Source organism: Herbaspirillum sp. C7C2, assembly GCF_022627865.1.
Lineage (GTDB): Bacteria > Pseudomonadota > Gammaproteobacteria > Burkholderiales > Burkholderiaceae_D > Herbaspirillum > Herbaspirillum frisingense.
The window spans coordinates 64,854-84,219 of record NZ_JABXGI010000017.1; the positions used below are offsets into that span (position 1 = coordinate 64,854).

Genomic DNA, 19,366 nt, shown 5'->3' on the forward strand with positions numbered 1-19,366 from the left:
CGTTATTCAGGTAAGGCCATCCGGATGCCGAGGCCGATGAAGGCACAACCTGCAAGGCGGTTCAGATGGACGGAGGCGTTGGCGCGGCGACGGAACCAGGCGCCGACCGTGCCGGAAAACAATGCGATGGCGCTGAAGATGAGGAAGGCCTGGGCAATGAACACCAGGGCCAGCACCAGCATCTGCAGGGCTTCGTGACCGGCTTCGCGCTGCACGAACTGCGGCAGGAAGGCGATGAAGAACAGGGTCACCTTGGGATTGAGCATGTTGGCCAGGACGCTCTGCCAGTAGATGCGACGCAGCGGCACGGCGGCCGCGCCCTGCCCTTCGCCGGCCAGCGCGATACCCGCCGAGGCCGAGCGCAAGGTGCGATAGCCGAGGTAACCGAGATAGGCCGCGCCCGCGTATTGCAGGGCGTGATAGGCCGGCGGATAGGCCTTGATCACGGCAGCGAAGCCCAGCACCGCCAGCAGAGTATGGAAGATCAGTCCCGAGCTGAAGCCGGCAGCGGCCACCAGACCCGCCTTGCGGCCCTGGGCGATACCGCGCGTGAGCACGTAGATGTTGTCCGGGCCGGGGGCCAGGGTCAGCGTCATCGCGGCCAGCAGGAAGAGGAACAGGTTGGGCATGGTGGCGGCTCCGCGATCAGCCCTCGATCAGGGCGAAGGCGTCGCCGATCTCGGCGCCGAACTTGTCCAGGAACATCAGCTGGCGCACCAGCTGGCCGGCGCCGGCGTGGTCGCCGGCGTCCAGCAGCGCTTCGATGCGGCCGATCTCGGCCTTCTTCTCGCTCAGCAGTGCGGTGTTGAGCTGTTCCAGCGCATCGAGGTCCTTGCCGGACTTGGCGTCGTCCAGGGTTTCGCGCCATTCCATCTGCTGCATCAGGAAGGCCGGTGCCATGGCGGTGTTGGATTCGGTCTGCAGGTCCACGCCGTGCAGTTCGCACAGGTAGCGCGCACGCTTCAAGGGATTCTTCAGCGTCTGGTAGGCCTCGTTGGCGCGGGTGGCCCATTGCATGGCCACGCGCTTTTCGGCATCGCTGGCGTGAGCGAACTTGTCCGGGTGGGCCTGGCTCTGCACTTGGTGGTAAGCCTGCTCCAGCGCCTTCTGGTCGATGGCGAAGCGCTGCGGCAACTGGAACAGGTCGTAGTGGTTTTGCATGGCTGAAAAATAAAAAGCCTGTCGGACTGCAACAGGCTTGGCACATCAGGGACGGCAAACGGTGACCGGGTCAGCTCCGCAGGGAGCGATCACGAGGCTGTCACGGTATCGGCTAAGCACTGGCCGCCTCGCGGCTGGGCCGGCGCGACGGCTTGGTTCAGGATCAGAAGTTCAGAAACTCAGAAGCAGAATCAGATGCAGGGGTCAGATGCGGAAGCTTTCGCCACAGCCGCACTCATCCTTCACGTTCGGGTTCTGGAACTTGAAACCTTCGTTCAGGCCTTCGCGCGCGAAGTCCAGTTCGGTACCGTCGATGTAGGGTAGGCTCTTGGGATCGACGAAGACACGCACGCCATGCGACTCGAAGACGGTGTCTTCGGACGATTGCTCATCCACGTACTCCAGCTTGTACGCCAGGCCGGAGCAGCCGGTGGTACGCACGCCCAGGCGCAGGCCGATGCCCTTGCCACGACGTTCCATGTACCGGCTGATGTGTTTTGCTGCCTTCTCTGTCAACGTGATTGCCATGATGCTTGCCTTACGAAATCGAAAACCGCGGAGCGGGTAGCTGCTGTCGCAAAAGGCCGATCAGGCGGCCTTCTGTTCCGCGCCGTGCTTGGCCTTGTAGTCCTGCACCGCTGCCTTGATGGCGTCCTCGGCCAGGATCGAGCAGTGGATCTTCACCGGCGGCAGTGCCAGTTCTTCGGCGATCTGGGTGTTCTTGATGGACAGCGCTTCGTCCAGGGTCTTGCCCTTGACCCACTCGGTCACCAGCGACGAGGAGGCGATGGCCGAACCGCAGCCATAGGTCTTGAACTTGGCGTCCTGGATCACGCCATCGGCGCCGACCTTGATCTGCAGCTTCATCACGTCGCCGCAGGCCGGGGCGCCGACCATGCCGGTGCCGACCGTGTCGTCGCCCTTTTCGAAGGCGCCGACGTTGCGGGGATTTTCATAGTGATCGAGTACTTTTTCCGAATAAGACATGTTCTTGCTCCCTAGATGATGGTATCGACCATCGCCCCTGCACTGTGCTGTGGTTGCTGGCGATGGCTGGCAGAATCCGTGTTTAGTGGGCTGCCCACTGGATGGTGGACAGGTCCACGCCGTCCTTGTACATGTCCCACAGCGGGGACAGTTCGCGCAGCTTGCCGACCTTGCTCTTGATCAGATCGATGGTGAAATCGATGTCTTCCTCGGTGGTGAAGCGACCGATGGTGAAGCGGATCGAGCTGTGTGCCAGCTCATCGCTGCGGCCCAGTGCGCGCAGCACGTAGGACGGTTCCAGGCTGGCCGAGGTGCAGGCCGAACCGGAAGAGACGGCGATATCCTTGATGGCCATGATCAGCGATTCACCTTCCACGTAGTTGAAGCTCACGTTCAGGTTGTGCGGCACGCGGTGTTCCATGTCGCCGTTGATATAGGTCTCTTCGATTTCCTGCAGGCCCTTGGCCAGGCGATCGCGCATGGCGCGGATGTGGGCCAGTTCGCTGTCCATCTCTTCACGGGCGATGCGGAAGGCTTCGCCCATGCCCACGATCTGGTGGGTGGCCAGGGTACCGGAGCGCAGGCCACGCTCGTGACCGCCGCCATGCATCTGCGCTTCGATGCGCACACGCGGCTTGCGGCGCACGTACAGGGCACCGATGCCCTTGGGGCCGTAGCTCTTGTGGGCGGAGAAGCTCATCAGGTCGACCTTCCAGTTTTCCAGGTCGATCTTGACCTTGCCGGTAGCCTGGGCGGCATCGCTGTGGAAGATGATGCCCTTGGAGCGGCAGAACTCGCCGATTTCCGGCACCGGCTGAATCACGCCGATTTCGTTGTTGACCAGCATGACCGAGACCAGGATGGTGTCCGGACGCACGGCCGCGGCGATCTGCTCGACGGTGACCAGACCGTTGTCCTGCGGCTGCAGGTAGGTCGCTTCGAAGCCCACGCGTTCCAGTTCGCGGAAGGTATCCAGCACCGCCTTGTGCTCGGTCTTGACGGTGATGATGTGCTTGCCCTTGGACTTGTAGAACTGCGCCGCGCCCTTGATGGCCAGGTTGTTGCTCTCGGTGGCACCGGAGGTCCAGATGATCTCGCGGGAATCGGCATTGACCAGCTTGGCCACTTCTTCACGCGCCTCTTCCACGGCCTTTTCGGCGGTCCAGCCATACATGTGGCTGCGCGAAGCGGGATTACCGAACTGCTCGCGCAGGTAGGGAATCATCTTGTCGGCCACGCGCGGATCGACCGGGGTGGTCGCCGAGTAGTCCATGTAGATCGGGAAGTGCGGAGCCTTGATGGTCTCCAGCAGGCTTTTTTCCAGGGGTGCGTTCATAGGTCCTTGCTCCAAATCAGGCTGCGGCTTGCGGGCGGTGCATCACCACCACGCTCTGCGAGTCGGCGGCACGATGCTCCGTCGGCTTGGGTTCTTTTTGCTGGTCGACCAGATCCTGGAGCGATACCGAATCCAGGTACTCGACCATCTTTTCGTTCAGGGTAGACCAGAGGTCATGCGTCATACAGCGGGTGCCGCCCGGGTGCGCCGCGCTGTGGCAGTTTTCCTTGCCGCCGCACTGGGTCGCATCCAGCGGTTCGTCCACCGCGATGATGATGTCGGCCACCGAGACGTCGGCGGCCTTGCGTGCCAGGTTGTAACCACCGCCGGGCCCTCTCACGGACTCGACGATCTGGTGTCGGCGCAACTTGCCGAACAATTGCTCCAGATATGATAGAGAAATTTCCTGGCGCTCGCTGATGGCCGACAACGTGACGGGGCCCTTGCCCTGGCGCAAGGCCAGATCAATCATCGCCGTCACGGCAAAACGACCTTTGGTGGTAAGACGCATGGAGTTCGCTCCAGAAACAAATGAACCGGCGGTGCCGGCTGCCCTGAATTCCCGAATATTTGAGTCAAGTATATCAAACCCGAGTAATTCTGTCAGGTACCGTGCATGCGCAATGTCGGAGCATCCAAGCGACCAGATCAAATTTCCTGCAATTGGGAAGGAAACTTGTCTGACCTCTTGTCGAAATTGGGCTACTCTCTGGGCTACGGCTGGCATCGGCGTCGACCCTCTTGATCCATCTGGTAAGATGGCGCGACAATTTTCTTCTGGCCAGATGCGGACCGCCCACTAAAACACAAGCCGGGTCCGCCAGCGCCGCCCTCCCAAGAAACAGAACGATATGGATGTGAGCGATACCCCCAATCCGCTGCTGCGCCCGCGCCGCAAGCCCCAGAGCCTGTCGCAGGAGGTCGTGGCAGCGTTGTCGGCAATGATCGACAATGGCAGCCTTAAACCCGGCGACAAGCTGCCAACGGAATCCGAAATCATGCAGACCCAGGGTGTCTCCCGCACCGTGGTGCGCGAAGCCATCTCACGCCTGCAGGCGGCCGGCCAGGTGGAGACCCGGCACGGCATCGGTACCTTCGTACTGGAAGCCCGCAAAGGCTCCAACATCAATATCGACCCGGCCACCATCACCACCATGCGCGACCTGCTGGCGCTGCTGGAGCTGCGCATCAGCCTGGAAACCGAAACCGCCGGGCTGGCAGCCGCCCGCCGCAGCGAAGAACAGTTGCAGGAAATCCGCGAGGCGCTGGACCTGTTCCGCGCCAACCAGCAAGCCGGCGGCGATACGGTAGGCCCGGACTTCCGCTTCCACTTCGCCATCGCCAATGCCACCGGCAACCGCTATTTCATCGAGATCATCAGCCACCTGGGCATGGGCGTGATCCCGCGCAAGCGCATCAACACCGCCGAACTGGCGCACGACCAGCAGGCCAGCTACCTGGACCGCGTGCAGCGCGAGCATGAAGACATCTTTGAGGCCATCGCCCGTGGCGACGCCGAGGCCGCCCGCGCCGCCATGCGCAATCACCTGACCAACAGCCGCGAGCGCCTGCGCCGGGCACAGCAGGAAGCGGAATCGGGCGCAGCCGGCAACGCCAGCTGAGCCCCGTGTAGTTCATCCCACCGCACGTCCCCACCGCTGGCAAGACAAGCACTGCCAGCGGTCGGCGCCCGCCAGCCCTCCCCCGGCCGCTACACCATCCTCCGCCCCCTGCCTCAACTCACCTGCAGCACCTCCTCCCTGGCTCCCCTCCTTAGTCCAACACGTCACAATAAATTGCTGGATTTCTGAAATCTTATGTTGTACGATGACTGATGTCATATGCAGTTTTGATCGGAACCCGGTGTCCGTCCCGCTGACTTGCGCCCGGGCCTCCGTTTCCACCCTATTTCCAACTGATTTCCAACGGCGTCGAGCGAAAACATGTCCCAGTACACACCCCAAGACCTCAAACAGATCCTCTCTTCCGGCCTGCTGTCCTTCCCGCTGACCGACTTCGACGAGCAGGGCGATTTCCGCCCCAAGACCTATATCGAGCGCCTGGAATGGCTGGCTCCGTACGGCGCCAGCGCCCTGTTCGCCGCTGGCGGCACGGGTGAATTCTTCTCTCTGGTGCCGGGCGAGTATTCGGACATCATCCGCACCGCCGTGGATACCTGCCGTGGCAAGGTGCCCATCATCGCCGGTGCCGGCGGCTCCACCCGCGCAGCCATCGCCTATGCCCAGGAAGCCGAACGCCTGGGTGCACACGGCATCCTGCTGATGCCGCACTACCTGACCGAAGCCAGCCAGGACGGTATCGCCGCCCACGTGGAAGCGGTCTGCAAATCGGTCAATTTCGGCGTGATCATCTACAACCGCGCCGTCTGCAAGCTCAACGCCGAGACCCTGCAAAAGCTGGCCGACCGCTGCCCGAACCTGATCGGTTTCAAGGACGGCATCGGCGAGATCGAGCCGATGGTGCACATCCGCCGCAAGCTGGGCGACCGCTTCACCTACCTGGGTGGCCTGCCGACGGCCGAAGTGTACGCCGCTGCCTACAAGGCACTGGGCGTGCCGGTCTACTCCTCGGCAGTGTTCAACTTCATCCCCAAGACGGCCGTGCAGTTCTACGAAGCCATCGCCAAGGACGACCACGCCACCGTGGGCAAGCTGATCGACGACTTCTTCCTGCCCTACCTGGAAATCCGCAACCGCAAGGCTGGTTACGCCGTCTCCATCGTCAAGGCCGGTGCCAAGATCGTGGGTCACGATGCCGGTCCGGTGCGTACCCCGCTGACCGATTGCACCCCGCAGGAGCATGAAGAGCTGGCTGCGCTGATCAAGAAGCTGGGTCCGCAGTAAGGATGTAATGAGCCCGCTTGGGCTCGCATGAGAATCAGAAAGACCAAGGGGCCGCAGAAATCTGCGGCCCTTTTGCTTGACCGCCCCGCTGACGGGGTGGGTGCACGAAAAAAAACCTCCGACGCCAGTGCGACGGAGGTTTCTTTCCACTCAGGTCCGGCCAGGCCGGCATCCTGATGATGGGTTCAGAACTCTTCCCAATCCTGGGCGTCGTCCTTGCCCCGGGCGCTGGCCGATGAGCTCGCCGATGCGCCGGCCGGCTTGGTTGGTTTGGCCGGGGGCAGCTTGGGCGCGGCAGCAGGAGCGGCCTTGGGCGCAACCGGCGCGCTGACCGACGCCATCGCAGGCGCAGCCTGGGGTGCCGGTGCTGCCTTGGGCATGGGGCGCGCCTTGACCGACGCACTGGCGACCTGGTGCGCATCGATCTTGAAGATGCTGACTGCAGCCACCAGGTTGGTGGCCTGCGCCTGCAAGGACTGGGCGGCGGCCGCGGCTTCTTCCACCAGCGCCGCGTTCTGCTGGGTCACCTCGTCCATCTGGGTGATGGCCCGGTTGACCTGCTCGATCCCGGTGCTCTGCTCGCGACTGGCTTCGGCGATCTCGCCCACGATGTCGGTGACGCGCTGCACGCTGGTGACCACCTCGCTCATGGTGGCCCCGGCCTGCTCGACCAGTTGGCTGCCAGCCTCGACCTTGTCCACCGAATCGTCGATGAGGGACTTGATTTCCTTGGCAGCAGCGGCCGAGCGCTGAGCCAGGGATCGCACTTCCGACGCCACCACGGCAAAGCCGCGTCCCTGTTCACCGGCACGGGCCGCTTCCACCGCTGCGTTGAGCGCCAGGATGTTGGTCTGGAAGGCAATGCCGTCGATCACGCTGATGATGTCCACGATCTTGCGCGAGGATTCGTTGATGGCCTGCATCGTATCCACCACCTGCGATACCACCTCGCCCCCCTTGCTGGCGGTGGAAGAAGCCGAATGCGCCAGCTGGTTGGCCTGCAGGGCATTCTCGGCGTTCTGCTTGACGGTGCCGGTCAATTCCTCCATCGAGGCGGCGGTCTCTTCCAGCGAGCTGGCCTGCTGCTCGGTGCGCGAGGACAGGTCCATGTTGCCGGCCGCGATTTCCTTGGCATTGGTGTCGATGCTGTCGGAACTGCTGCGCACGCTGGACACCGTCGTCAGCAGCGCCTGCTGCATGCTGCGGATGGCCGCGAACAGGCGACCGATCTCGTTCTTGCTCTCGACGTCGACCTTGGTGGTCAGGTCGCCATTGGCCACCAGGTCCAGCAGGTGCACGGCGCGATTGAGGGGCGTGAGCACGATGTTGCGCAGCATGAAGTGCACGCCGATGACCAGGAACATGGCACCGATGAGACCGGCCACGACCAGCCACACCACCAGGTTGTATTCACGCTGGCGTTCGGTGGTGGCCTTGTCGTTAAGCTCCATGGCACGCTTCTGGTAGACGTCCAGCGCGGTCGAGAAGCGCGCGCCACCCTTGCTGATGAAGTTGTTGTTCAGCTGCGAATAGGCAGCGGCATCACCACTCCTGAGCACCTCGGTGGCCTTCTTCAGGATCTCGTTCAAGGCCTTGGCCGATTCGATCAATTCGGTCTTGGTGGCAGGATCCTGGCCCTCCAGATCGGGGAGTTTGGCGTAGTCGTCCAGGTATTTGAGACTACGTTCGTAGGTGGTCTGGGCGCTCTTGAAGGCCGCGTCGATCACGGCCTGGTCGCCCTTTTCCATCAAGGTCGAATAGATGCGGGACTGCGCTGCGCGGGTGCGCGTGGTGTCCTTGTAGGCATCATTGATCAACAAGGCGCGCTCGGTGATCTCGTGCACATACTCGGTCGCATGATTGGCCCGGCCCAGGGCAAAGATACCGACCGCAGCACCGACCACGATCATGCAAGAAAACAGCGCAAGCGCGCTCATCAGGCTGAAGCGAACCGTAAGATTCCGCATTCCCTCTCTCCGCTTAATTTTTGGACAACATTAGAAATGAGACTAGCACTTGACGATACAGCAGCCGCCCCCTCTGCAATCGGACGGCAACCAGACCAAAACCACCCTATTTCCCGGTTAGAGCGGTCAGCAGGCTGTCAGGCGGCATTGTGCAATGGCAACGCGAGGCGCCGCCTGTCCTGGATCAAGCTGCGTGCAAAAGAGACAGAAATTGGCCTTGTCATATGAACATCATGACAAGGCCGGTCGCCCATCAGACGCTGGGCAGAGGTGGCCCGGGGCTGTAAGGGGAAGGATCAGGGCAGGTCGATGATCTCGACCCAGTTGGGGTTGCGGCCCAGGGTATAGCGCAAGACCGGCGTGAGGGCGCCAGTATCGCGGTCGATGGCGTAGCTGGTCAGGCCGGCCTTCTGCCCGACCGCCAGCAGGTAGCGGCCACGCGGGTCGATGTTGAAGCCGCGCGGCTGGGTTTCGGTGGGTATGTTGAGGATGCGGGTGAGCTTGCCGCTGGCGGGATCGACCTTGAAGCCGGTCAGGGTATTGGAGGTGCGCTCGGAAGCGTAAAGGAAACGGCCGTCCGGGGTCAGGTGCAGATCGGCCGCGGCCAGTTGCTCGCTGGTCTTGAAGCCCTCCGGCAGGAGCGAGTCGCTACCCAGCAGGCTGAGCGTGCCGTTCTGACGGTCATAGGCATAGGTACTGACGGTGGCATCAAGCTCATTGGTCGAGTAGACGAAACGCAGGTCCCGTGAAAACACGAAATGACGCGGCCCCGCCCCGGCCTGGGTACTGACTGCGGGCGGCGTGTTGGCAGTGAGCTTGCCGGTGGCGGCGTCGAAGCGGTATTGCAGGATCACATCGCTGCCCAGGTTGCTGGCGAAGACGTGCGTATTGTCGGGGTCCACCTGTACCGAGTGGGCGTTCTTGCCGGTGGGGATCACGGCCAGCGGCGGGGTCTGCACCACGCCATCGGCACCGATGGCATTGACCGAGATCTTGTTGCCGGAGTAAGACGCCGCCAGCAGGTAGCGCCCGGTGCGGTCGGTGGCGATGTTGGCCATGTTGTCGGCCAGCGGCGTCTTGGAAAGCACCTTGAGCATGCCGCTGGCGGGGTCGATGGCGTAGCTGAGCACCGAGTAAGGCTGGCCGCGCAGCGAGGCATACAGGTATTTGTGATCGGGGCTGATGGCCAGCGGCATGACGGTACTGCCGGTGTCGACCCGGTCGATCAGGTTCACGCTGCCGTCGCCATTGAGGCGCAGCACGTAGATGTCCTGGCTGTCGGCATTGGAGACATAGGCCACCGTGGCGGCGCCGGCCTGGACAGCGGCCAGGCTGAGGACGGAGGTGGCGATCAAGGTGGCAAGGCGGGACGGGGTGGCGGAAGGGTTGCGGGCGTTGTCGTGGCTCATGGTGTCTCCTGTCGATTCATATTGTTGTTCGAAAAACTGAAGCAAAAAAAAGGACCCGCAAGCGGGCCCCAAGGAAGGATCAGGTCACTGGCGCCGGATTGAACAGGGTCAGCGCGTTATGCAGTTTCCACTGCTCGGCCCAGGTGCGCTTCTTGCCGCTGGCCACGTCCAGCATCAGCTGGAACAGTTCCCAGCCCACGTCCTCGATGCTGGCCTCGCCGCTGGCGATGCGACCGGCATTGACGTCCATCAGGTCGTGCCAGCGCCGCGCCAGGTCGTTGCGGGTGGCGACCTTGATCACCGGCACCGCTGCCAGGCCATAGGGGGTGCCACGGCCGGTGGTGAAGATATGCAGGTTCATGCCGGCGGCCAGCTGCAGCGTGCCGCAGATGAAGTCGGAGGCCGGCGTGGCGGCGTAGATCAGGCCCTTCTGCTGCAGCTTGTCGCCCGGCGCAAGCACGCCCGAGATCGGGCTGGAGCCGGACTTGACGATGGAACCCATGGCCTTCTCGACGATATTGGCCAGACCGCCCTTCTTGTTGCCGGGGGTGGTATTGGCACTGCGGTCCACGCCGCCCTGCTTGAGGTAGTTGTCGTACCAGTCCATCTCGCGGATCATGGCCTGCGCCACGTCCTCGTTGACCGCGCGCGAGGTCAGCTGGTCGATGCCGTCACGGACCTCGGTCACCTCCGAGAACATCACCGCCGCCCCGGCCCGCACCAGCAGGTCGGTGGCGAAGCCCACGGCGGGGTTGGCGGTCACGCCGGAGAAGGCATCGCTGCCACCGCACTGCACGCCCACCACCAGGTCGGAGGCCGGGCAGGTTTCGCGACGGCGCTTGTCGAGCTCGGTCAGGCGCGCCTCGGCCATCTTCATGATGGAGTCGATCATGGAGTTGAAGCCCACGTGCTCCGCATCCTGCAGGCAGACCACATAGGGCTCGCCGGCCTTGTGGATGGGGATCATGTTTTCAGGCAGCAGGCGATTGGGCTGAAGCTTTTCGCAACCCAGGCTGACCACCATGGCCTGGCCGCCGAAGTTGGGATTCAGGCTGATGTTGCGCAGCGTGCGGATGGGGATGCCGGCATTGGGCGCATCGATGGCCACGCCGCAGCCATAGGTATGCTCTAGCGCCACCACATCTTCCACATTGGGATACTTGGGCAACAGTTCGGCGCGGATGCGCTTGACCGCGTGCTCCACCACGCCCGCCACGCATTGCACGGTGGTGGTGATGGCCAGCAGGTTGCGGGTACCGACCGAACCATCGGCATTGCGATAACCCTCGAAGGTATAGCCTTCCAGCGGCGGCTGCGGCGCCGGCTTCTTGGTGGCGATGGGCAGGTTGTCCAGTTCGCGGGCCGGCGGCATCTGCACCAGCGATTCCTCGATCCAGCTGCCCTTGGGAATATCGCGCACCGCATAGCCGATGGCCACGTCATAGCGCGTGATGGCCTCGCCCTGCTTGAGGTCGCGCAAGGCGATCTTGTGGCCCTGGGGAACACGGTCGACCAGGGTCAGGCCATCCGGGAAGACGGTGCCGGCCGGCAGGCCGCCGTCGTTGACGACGATGGCGACATTGTCGGTGTCGTTCATCATGATGTAGCGCGGGGTGGTTGCCTGGCTGGCGGCGATATCGTTGCTCATGCTAAGTCCCATACGACAGAATGCTGCGAATCAAATGAAACGGCGGCGCGTCAGGACGACGGCCGCCGGCAAGGTCCTCAGGCGTCCTTCAGTTCGACGCGCTTGATTTCCTTGACGATGACAAGATAGCTGATCACCGTGATCAGTGCATTGACACCCACGAACACCAGCGCGCCCGAGAAGGAACCAGTTTCCTTGACGATGTAGCCGATGACGATCGGAGTGGTAATGCCGGCCACGTTACCGAACATGTTGAACAATCCACCCGACAAGCCCACGATCTGCTTGGGTGCGGTATCGGCCACCACGGCCCAGCCCAGTGCGCCCACGCCCTTGCCGAAGAAGGCCAGCGCCATGATGCCCACCACCATCCACTGTGCCTCGACATAGTTGCACAGGATCATGGTCATGGACAGCAGCATGCCGCCCACGATGGGGATCTTGCGCGACCAGGTCACCGACATGCCGCTCTTGATCAGGCGATCCGAGATCAGCCCGCCGACCACGCCGCCGATGAAGCCGCACACCGCCGGGATCGAGGCCACGAAACCGGCCTTGAGGATGGACATGCCGCGCTCCTGCACCAGATACACCGGGAACCAGGTCAGGAAGAAATAGGTGATCACGTTGATGCAGTACTGGCCGATATACACGCCCAGCAGCATGCGGTTGGACAGCAGCTGGCGGATATAACCCTTGCCCTTGGTGGAGGGTGCAGCCACCTTGCGGTTGTCCATGTCCACCAGGCCACCGCCGGACTCGATGTGCTGCAGCTCGGCCTGGTTGATGCGCGGATGGTCCTTGGGGCTGTAGATGATCTTGCCCCAGATCAGCGCCAGCGCGATGCCGACCACGCCCATCACCGTGAACACATGGTGCCAGCTATAGGTATGGACGATCCAGGCCATCAGCGGCGTGAACAGCACGGCCGCGAAATACTGCGCCGAGTTGAAGATGGCCGACGCCGTGCCGCGTTCCTTGGTCGGGAACCAGGCCGCCACGATACGGCCGTTGGCCGGGAAGGACGGCGCCTCCGCCAGACCCACCATGAAGCGCAGCAGGAACAGCGACATCACGGCCGCCCCGGTGCTCATCCAGGTCACACCCGCTTGCAGGAAAGTGAAGACCGACCACAGACCGATACTCCACATGTAGATCTTCTTGGAACCGAAACGGTCCAGCAGCCAGCCGCCCGGCAATTGCGCCAGCACATAGGCCCAGCTGAAGGCCGAGAAGATGTAGCCCATCATCACCGGGTCCAGCGACAACTCGGTCTTCATCGCCGAGCCGGCGATGGACAGGGTGGCGCGGTCGGCATAATTGACCGTGGTCACCACGAACAGCAGGAACAGGATCAGGTAACGGATATGGGTGGGCTTGCCCGCCCCGCCGGCCAGGCCGGTGTCATTGCTTTGCGCCAATTGCTTTCTCCAGGTCTCGACTCGCCTTGCAGGGCCGGCCCGGTGGGCGCGGACATCCCTTGACGTATTGTTGTTGATGGGTATCGATTGAATTGTTATAAGACGTCATACAACAGCACGCGCAGTATAACAGGAAGAAAGCCAACCGCAAGCGATGAATGCTTTTCCTGGCCGGGCCGCCGACTACCCCCGGGCAGAGGCCTGAACCCCGCCATCGGCGCGGGCCAAGCGACCATTTACCGACACATCCACACGTCCCGGCAGCCGCTCGTGGGGACCATGCAAACGGGTTAGAAGCGCCTTCGCACCAGATGAAGTTGTACGACATGCTGGCCGCACCTGACGTAGCGCGCCGGCACGCGTATCATGCGCGCATTCGTCCATTCCCATGCTTCAACCATGAATACCTCTCCCTCCCTGCCACCATCGCGCCCGGCAGCCCCCTGGCTCAAACCCCTGCTGTTCGTGCTGGTGGCGGCCATCGGCTTGTATTACGTCAAGTGGTCGCCGTATTACCTGAAGTCTTTTGTGGCCGCCGACAAACACAGCATCGGCGCGTCCATCCTGTCCAACGCACCGACGGCGCCGTGGTCGGCGGCGCTGGAATATGCCGGTGTCTACTTCGCAGCGATCTGGAAGGCCGCCGTACTGGGCGTATTGCTGGGGTCGCTGGTACAGGTCCTGGTTCCGCGCGACTGGCTGTTGCGCGTGTTCGGCCGCGCCGGTCTGGGCTCCACGCTGCGTGGCGGCCTGTTTGCACTGCCCGGCATGATGTGCAGCTGCTGCGCCGCACCCGTGGTGGCCGGCATGCGCCGCCAGCAGGTATCGGTCGGGGCGGCGCTGGCCTTCTGGATGGCCAATCCGGTACTCAATCCGGCCACGCTGGTATTCATGGGCTTCGTGCTGGGCTGGCAGATGGCTGCGCTGCGGCTGGTGGCGGGTATCTTGCTGGTGGTGGGCGTGGCGCTGGTGGCGCAGCGCGTCTCGCAGGCCCAGGCGCAGCCAGCAGCTCTGCCGCAAGCCGCACTGGATGCCGTAGCCCAGGCAGATCAAGGCGAACAGGCAGACAGCGCCCGCCCCTTCCTGCTTCGCTGGGGTCGTCAACTCTGGCAATTGTTCTGGAGCACGATCCCGATCTACATCGTGGTGGTCCTGGCCCTGGGCGCGGCCCGTGTATGGCTGTTCCCGCAGGTGGATGCCAGCATGGGCAACAGCCTGCTGTGGATCGTGGCGCTGGCCGTGGTGGGCACGCTGTTCGTGATCCCGACGGCAGCCGAAATCCCCATCGTGCAATCCATGCTGTCCCTGGGCATGGGCGTCGGTCCGGCTGTGGCGCTGCTGATGACACTGCCCAGCATCAGCCTGCCCTCGCTGCTGATGCTGCGCAGCTCCTTCACGCCGCGCGTGCTGGTGACGGTGACCGTCATGACAATCCTGATCGGTGCGGCCAGCGGTCTGGCCGCCGTGGCCCTGTTCTAGGGCCTGCTCAGGCCTGGGCTTGCGCCATCGACATAGGCTGCGGCCGATGCTGGCGCAGGAAGTCGACCACCTCGGCCTGGTTGCCTGCGAACAGCAGGCGCGAGCGTTTGGCTTCGCGCTGGAAGGCATAGACCGGGTCGTAGTAGTCCGTCAGCAGGGACTCGATCCAGGCCCGGTGCAGGTCGACCACGCCATCTTTCTCCTGGCGCGCCAGGGCGGTTTCCATCAGCTGCAGCAACTGCCGGTAGCGCTGGTCGCCCAGGCGCTTGACCAGCTTGCCCAGCGCGGCCAGCAAATGGGCCCGATAGCGTTCGAAACCGTGGCGCGGGTCCAGCGCCAGATACTCCTCGCTCAAGCCACTGACATAATCGCGCAGGATGCGCTCCACGCGCCCTGCCCGGCTGTCTTCCAGCCACACCATGGGCAGACTCTGCATGCGCTGGTGCAGCGCCAGTGGCAAGGCGCAGGCACCGATCAGGCGGCTCTCGTCTTCCAGCGCGAACCAGTGATGGCCCTGCGCACGCAGCTTGATCATGGCAATCGCCAGCCGGTGCTCGAAATCGATGGGTGCCGGCTGCGCCGAAGCGCGCTTGCCGAAGCTGGAGCCACGGTGGTTGGCGTAGGCTTCCAGATCCAGCGCATTGTCCAGCTGCAGCAGCACATCGGTCTTGCCGCTGCCGGTCATGCCGCCCACTACCACGAACTGGCATTGCGCCAGCGCCTCTTCGATGGACTGCATCAGGAAATGCCGCAGCGCCTTGTAGCCGCCAGCCACGCGGGGATAGGCGATGCCGGCTTCACTTTTCAACCATTGCTGGGTGATCTGCGAGCGCAGACCGCCGCGAAAACAGTACAGGCAGCCGTCAGGATGCGCCTGCGCAAATCGCGCCCAGGCGGCAATGCGCGCTTCCTTGACCGGGCCGCTGACCAGTTGGTGACCCAGTTCGATGGCCGATTGCTGCCCCTCCTCCTTGTAGCGCAGGCCGACCTGATGGCGCTCGCTATCGTTCATCAGCGGCAGGTTCACTGCCGTCGGAAACGACCCCTTGCCGAATTCCACCGGCGCCCGCGCATCGAGCATGGGCGTATCGGCCAGAAACAGCGCCTGACTGGGCTGGATATCGGCCATCAGAGGACCTCGACGGCGTATCGCTGTCGTTCCACCAGTTCGCCGATGGGGGCCAGTTCCAGGCCCAGCGCAGCCGCCGTGGCGAGGAATTCGGGATTGGCCTCGGGACGCACCGCCACCAGCAAGCCGCCGCTGGTTTGCGGGTCGCACAGCAGGTGCTTCTGGCTATCGCTCAGCGGGCTGATCCTGGCGCCATAGCTCTCGAAATTGCGCAAGGTACCACCCGGCACGCAGCCTTCGGCGAGGTAATACGGCACGCCCGGCAGGCTGGGTACGCGCCCCGATTCGATGCGCGCCGTCAGGCCACTGCCGTCGCACATCTCGACCAGGTGACCCAGCAGGCCGAAGCCGGTCACATCGGTCATGGCGGTCACCCCGGCCAGCTTGCCAAAGCGGCTGCCGGGCTGGTTGAGCTTGCACATCCAGTCACGCGCGCTGCCCACGTCTTCGGCACGCAGCTTGCCCTTTTTCTCGGCGGTGGTGAGGATGCCGATGCCCAGCGGCTTGGTGAGATAGAGCAGGCAACCGGCGGTGGCGGTGTCATTGCGCTTCATATTGCGCTTGTCGACCACGCCCGTCACGGCCAGGCCGAAGATGGGCTCCGGCGCATCGATGGAATGGCCACCGGCCAGCGGGATGCCGGCCGCATCGCAGGCCGCGCGGCCGCCGCGCACCACTTCACGCGCCACCTCAGGCGGCAGCACATTGACCGGCCAGCCGAGGATGGCGATGGCCATCAGCGGGTCGCCGCCCATGGCGTAGATGTCGCTGATGGCATTGGTGGCGGCGATGCGTCCGAAGTCGAAGGGATCGTCGACGATGGGCATGAAGAAATCGGTGGTCGAGACCACGCCACGCTCTTCGTCGATGGCATAGACGGCAGCGTCGTCGCGGGAGGCGTTGCCCACCCACAGCTTGGGGTCCAGATGCTGGGCGCCACTACCGGCGAGGATCACTTCCAGCACCTGCGGTGAAATCTTGCAGCCACAACCGGCACCATGGCTGTACTGGGTCAGACGAATGGGTTCGCTCATGGGAATGTCCTGGCTGTTCGGAGGGGATGCCGATTCTAGCAGCGTTTGAGGGGCAGGATTGAAGCGCGGCAGCACCCTGCGGGTGGTCAGGACTACAGCAATCTGTCCAATACTTCGGCGCAACGGATGACCTGGAGCCCGAGGTCCTCCGTCACCTCGTCACTGCCCTCATATTCAAAGCCGTTGCGCACGTCGTGGGCCTGGGCCAGGAGCCGCCAGATCTCCGGTCCCACGCCCAGCGTATGCGGCAGGCACTGGAATACGACGTAGCGGTTCACCGGACGAAATCCCTGGCGAGGTAGCGCCGCCAGTGAAAAGGCGTAGGCCGCGCTGTAGCCCAGCAGAAACCGGCTTGACAGCGATAAGCCGGGCAACAGAGCATCGCGCAGGCGATCACGACCGCTTTGCAGATGGATCTCGATTTCTGCATTCGCAGGAGGCTCCGCCTTCAGTTGACCAAGCCGTAGAAGGTTTTCCAGCTCATTGATGCCCATCCTGCACTCCGATCAGGTCGATGACCGGCCCCGCCATCACCGCCATGAGAAAGTGATGCCGGGCAGCCAGCTTCTTCTGGAATTCGGCAGGACGATAGACCTTCAACGAAATCTTCCTGCCCAGGCGGGATTCCAGCGCGACCAGTTCCGGGTAGAGATCAGCACTACCCACGTCGTCCGCCACCATCAACAGGTCGATATCGCTGGCGGCGGTGTCCTGCCCCTTGGCGACCGACCCATAGATGAAAGCCCGGTCGATGCGCGCTGCGAAAGGCAGGAGCATAGCTCTGATGGCATCGGCCACGCCAAAGGTCTTGCGCACGATGGCGCTCAATTCCGAAAAAATCGGAGAGGCCGGATTGGGCTTGTACAACTGCACCCGGCCCATCTCTTCCTTGAGCAGCAATCCGGCGCCGGTCAGCTTGCCCAGTTCACGCTGGGCCGAGGCCGACCCCAGGCCGGTGCTGCTCATCAAGGCACGCAGATGCATCCCTTCCGGATGCAGGAAAAGCTGCCCCAGAATGGCTTGCGTGGATTTGGAGAAAAGAGCATCGGCGAGCGTCGTCATGCGCCATATTCTAGCTCAATTGAGCCAAAATCTGGCGCAGCACCCAAGACGGCTGCCATGACCGCAGGACAAAAACAAAAAAGCCCCGCAAGAAACTTGCGAGGCTTTCGTATTCTGGCTCCCCGACCTGGACTCGAACCAGGGACCTGCGGATTAACAGTCCGTCGCTCTACCGACTGAGCTATCAGGGATCAATTGAGGGCGCGATTATGAACGATTTTTTTCCGAATGACCAGAGAGGAAAACGAAAATTTTTTACACCGTTCTGCATCGTGGCGGCATAGCCCTGCCGCCCTTGCGCACGACCTGCATCACAGGCCACACACACATTGAAAAGGCCCCGCAATTGCTTGCGAGGCCTTCGCATTCTTTGGCTCCCCGACCTGGACTCGAACCAGGGACCTGCGGATTAACAGTCCGTCGCTCTACCGACTGAGCTATCAGGGAACAGCTGAGAAAAAGATTATGACCCGATTTTTACTTCATGTCAAAACTTTTTTCAGGGAAATTGCCATTTCTTCATAGGAGAAATGCCGCTCCCGCCCCATCCGCAGACAAGGCGGGAAAACGCATTACAGCACCTTGGCGATGGCGTTGACGACGGCGTCGATGTTCTTGCTGTTCAATGCGGCCACGCAGATGCGGCCGGTGTCGACGGCGTAGATCGAGAACTCGTTGCGCAGGCGATCCACCTGGGCCTTGGTCAGGCCCGAGTAGGAGAACATGCCGCGTTGGCGGGTAACGAAATCGAAGTCGTGGCTGGGCGCCTTTTCCTTCAGCTTGGCGACCAGCAGCTGACGCATTTCGCGGATGCGCACGCGCATCTCGGCCAGCTCGTCTTCCCACAGCTTGCGCAGTTCGGGCGATGCCAGGGCGGTAGCGACCACCTGGCCACCGTGGATCGGCGGGTTGGAGTAGTTGGTGCGGACCACGCGCTTCAGTTGCGACAGCACGCGGGCGGCTTCCTCGGCGCTGGCGGCGGCGATGGACAGTGCGCCGACGCGTTCGCCATACAGCGAGAAGGACTTGGAGAAGGAGTTCGACACGAACAGCGGGCCGCCGGCTTCGGCGAAGCGGCGCACCACCTGGCCGTCTTCGGCGATACCGTCGCCAAAGCCCTGGTAGGCCATGTCCAGGAACGGGACCAGGCCGCGCGAGGTCACCACTTCGATGACCTGGGTCCACTGGTCGTCGGTCAGATCGGCGCCGGTGGGGTTGTGGCAGCAGGCGTGCAGCAGCACGACCGAACCGGCCTTCATGGTCTTCAAGGCGTCCAGCATGCCGGCGAAGTTCACGCCGCGGGTGGAGGGGTCATAGTAGGGATAGGCGTTGACCTTGAAGCCGGCCATCTCGAACAGGGCGCGGTGGTTTTCCCAGCTTGGGTCGCTGATCCAGACTTCGGTGCCGGCCGGCGAGAAGTGCTTCAGGAAGTCGGCGCCCAGCTTCAGGGCACCGGTGCCGCCCAGGGCCTGCACGGTGATCGCACGCTTTTCGGTCACCACGGCGCTGCCGGCGCCGAAGACCAGCTCCTGCACGGCGCGGTCGTAGGTGGCCAGGCCGTCGATGGGCAGGTAGGTACGCGGGGCCAGCTTGGCCGCCAGTTCCGCCTCGGCTTTCTTCACGCATTCCAGCAGGGGGACCTTGCCGTTGTCGTCGTAGTAGACACCCACGCCCAGATTGGTCTTGGCCGGGTTCTGGTCGGCGTTATAGGCTTCGGTCACGCCCAGGATAGGGTCGCGCGGCGCCATTTCGATGGCGGAAAACAGGGAGGCGGAGACAGGTGCGTTCATCGTGATAACATGAAAAGTTAGCTGCAACAAAGCGCAGCAGAAGGAAATGGATGCAGGTCCAAGCGGCCGGACATGCACC

18 protein-coding genes and 2 tRNA genes are annotated in these 19,366 nt (G+C 63.0%); 3 read left to right on the forward strand and 17 right to left on the reverse strand.

Going from position 1 to position 19,366, the window contains the following annotated elements; all coding sequences use genetic code 11:
• Window positions 1-2: 2 nt before the first annotated feature.
• From HWE04_RS18630 to iscR, 6 genes are all read right to left on the reverse strand, one after another.
• Window positions 3-629, reverse strand: a complete 627-nt coding sequence (locus tag HWE04_RS18630) for a LysE family translocator (RefSeq protein ID WP_241813342.1) — start codon at window positions 627-629, stop codon at window positions 3-5.
• A 16-nt stretch (window positions 630-645) separates the two neighbouring features.
• Window positions 646-1,161 carry a Fe-S protein assembly co-chaperone HscB gene (gene hscB / locus HWE04_RS18635; RefSeq protein ID WP_241813343.1) on the reverse strand — a complete coding sequence of 172 codons (516 nt, stop codon included), beginning with the start codon at window positions 1,159-1,161 and terminating at the stop codon, window positions 646-648.
• Between the two features lie 204 nt (window positions 1,162-1,365).
• Window positions 1,366-1,689, reverse strand: coding sequence for an iron-sulfur cluster assembly protein IscA (gene iscA, locus HWE04_RS18640; protein ID WP_006712826.1), 324 nt, complete (start codon window positions 1,687-1,689; stop codon window positions 1,366-1,368).
• 60 nt (window positions 1,690-1,749) lie between these two features.
• The gene (iscU, locus tag HWE04_RS18645) at window positions 1,750-2,148 is read right to left on the reverse strand and encodes a Fe-S cluster assembly scaffold IscU (protein ID WP_006712827.1); all 399 of its coding nucleotides are present in this window, start codon (window positions 2,146-2,148) and stop codon (window positions 1,750-1,752) included.
• Between the two features lie 82 nt (window positions 2,149-2,230).
• Entirely contained in the window at window positions 2,231-3,484 is a 1,254-nt protein-coding gene (locus HWE04_RS18650; protein ID WP_006712829.1) for an IscS subfamily cysteine desulfurase, read from the reverse strand.
• A 16-nt stretch (window positions 3,485-3,500) separates the two neighbouring features.
• Window positions 3,501-3,995 (reverse strand): Fe-S cluster assembly transcriptional regulator IscR, encoded by a 495-nt coding sequence (gene iscR, locus HWE04_RS18655; RefSeq protein WP_077236444.1) that lies wholly within the window; start codon window positions 3,993-3,995, stop codon window positions 3,501-3,503.
• A gap of 340 nt (window positions 3,996-4,335) precedes the next feature.
• Between iscR and HWE04_RS18660 the strand changes: the two genes are divergently transcribed.
• Entirely contained in the window at window positions 4,336-5,106 is a 771-nt protein-coding gene (locus HWE04_RS18660) for a FadR/GntR family transcriptional regulator (RefSeq protein ID WP_006712834.1), read from the forward strand.
• Between the two features lie 321 nt (window positions 5,107-5,427).
• The gene (kdgD, locus tag HWE04_RS18665) at window positions 5,428-6,348 is read left to right on the forward strand and encodes a 5-dehydro-4-deoxyglucarate dehydratase (RefSeq protein WP_077236442.1); all 921 of its coding nucleotides are present in this window, start codon (window positions 5,428-5,430) and stop codon (window positions 6,346-6,348) included.
• A gap of 185 nt (window positions 6,349-6,533) precedes the next feature.
• Here the strand turns inward: kdgD and HWE04_RS18670 are convergent, their stop codons facing one another.
• The 4 genes from HWE04_RS18670 to HWE04_RS18685 form a co-directional block, all read right to left on the reverse strand.
• The gene (locus HWE04_RS18670; protein ID WP_241813344.1) at window positions 6,534-8,315 is read right to left on the reverse strand and encodes a methyl-accepting chemotaxis protein; all 1,782 of its coding nucleotides are present in this window, start codon (window positions 8,313-8,315) and stop codon (window positions 6,534-6,536) included.
• Window positions 8,316-8,611: 296 nt separating this feature from the next.
• A complete protein-coding gene (locus HWE04_RS18675; protein ID WP_241813345.1) occupies window positions 8,612-9,724 on the reverse strand; it encodes a lactonase family protein in 1,113 nt (370 codons plus the stop codon).
• A 79-nt stretch (window positions 9,725-9,803) separates the two neighbouring features.
• Window positions 9,804-11,372 carry a galactarate dehydratase gene (gene garD, locus HWE04_RS18680; protein ID WP_241813346.1) on the reverse strand — a complete coding sequence of 523 codons (1,569 nt, stop codon included), beginning with the start codon at window positions 11,370-11,372 and terminating at the stop codon, window positions 9,804-9,806.
• 77 nt (window positions 11,373-11,449) lie between these two features.
• A complete protein-coding gene (locus tag HWE04_RS18685; protein WP_102663545.1) occupies window positions 11,450-12,793 on the reverse strand; it encodes an MFS transporter in 1,344 nt (447 codons plus the stop codon).
• A 399-nt stretch (window positions 12,794-13,192) separates the two neighbouring features.
• Here HWE04_RS18685 and HWE04_RS18690 point away from each other — a divergent pair, with 399 nt between their 5' ends.
• Window positions 13,193-14,272, forward strand: coding sequence for a permease (locus HWE04_RS18690; RefSeq protein ID WP_241813347.1), 1,080 nt, complete (start codon window positions 13,193-13,195; stop codon window positions 14,270-14,272).
• Between the two features lie 7 nt (window positions 14,273-14,279).
• On the opposite strand, the gene mnmH is transcribed toward HWE04_RS18690, so the two are convergent.
• From mnmH to HWE04_RS18725, 7 genes are all read right to left on the reverse strand, one after another.
• On the reverse strand, window positions 14,280-15,401 hold the full coding sequence (gene mnmH, locus HWE04_RS18695) for a tRNA 2-selenouridine(34) synthase MnmH (RefSeq protein ID WP_241813348.1): 1,122 nt from the start codon (window positions 15,399-15,401) through the stop codon (window positions 14,280-14,282).
• Window positions 15,401-16,435, reverse strand: a complete 1,035-nt coding sequence (gene selD, locus HWE04_RS18700) for a selenide, water dikinase SelD (RefSeq protein WP_006712847.1) — start codon at window positions 16,433-16,435, stop codon at window positions 15,401-15,403. Before selD ends, mnmH begins: the two co-directional genes overlap by 1 nt.
• Before the next feature lie 92 nt (window positions 16,436-16,527).
• Window positions 16,528-16,929: a hypothetical protein gene (locus HWE04_RS18705; RefSeq protein ID WP_241813349.1), complete on the reverse strand. Its 402-nt coding sequence runs from the start codon at window positions 16,927-16,929 to the stop codon at window positions 16,528-16,530.
• On the reverse strand, window positions 16,916-17,497 hold the full coding sequence (locus HWE04_RS18710; protein ID WP_241813350.1) for a nucleotidyltransferase domain-containing protein: 582 nt from the start codon (window positions 17,495-17,497) through the stop codon (window positions 16,916-16,918). Before HWE04_RS18710 ends, HWE04_RS18705 begins: the two co-directional genes overlap by 14 nt.
• 115 nt (window positions 17,498-17,612) lie before the next feature.
• A tRNA-Asn gene (locus tag HWE04_RS18715) sits at window positions 17,613-17,688 on the reverse strand.
• A gap of 180 nt (window positions 17,689-17,868) precedes the next feature.
• Window positions 17,869-17,944 (reverse strand) — tRNA-Asn (locus HWE04_RS18720).
• Window positions 17,945-18,069: 125 nt separating this feature from the next.
• Window positions 18,070-19,287, reverse strand: a complete 1,218-nt coding sequence (locus HWE04_RS18725) for an amino acid aminotransferase (protein WP_077236436.1) — start codon at window positions 19,285-19,287, stop codon at window positions 18,070-18,072.
• Window positions 19,288-19,366 lie beyond the last annotated feature (79 nt).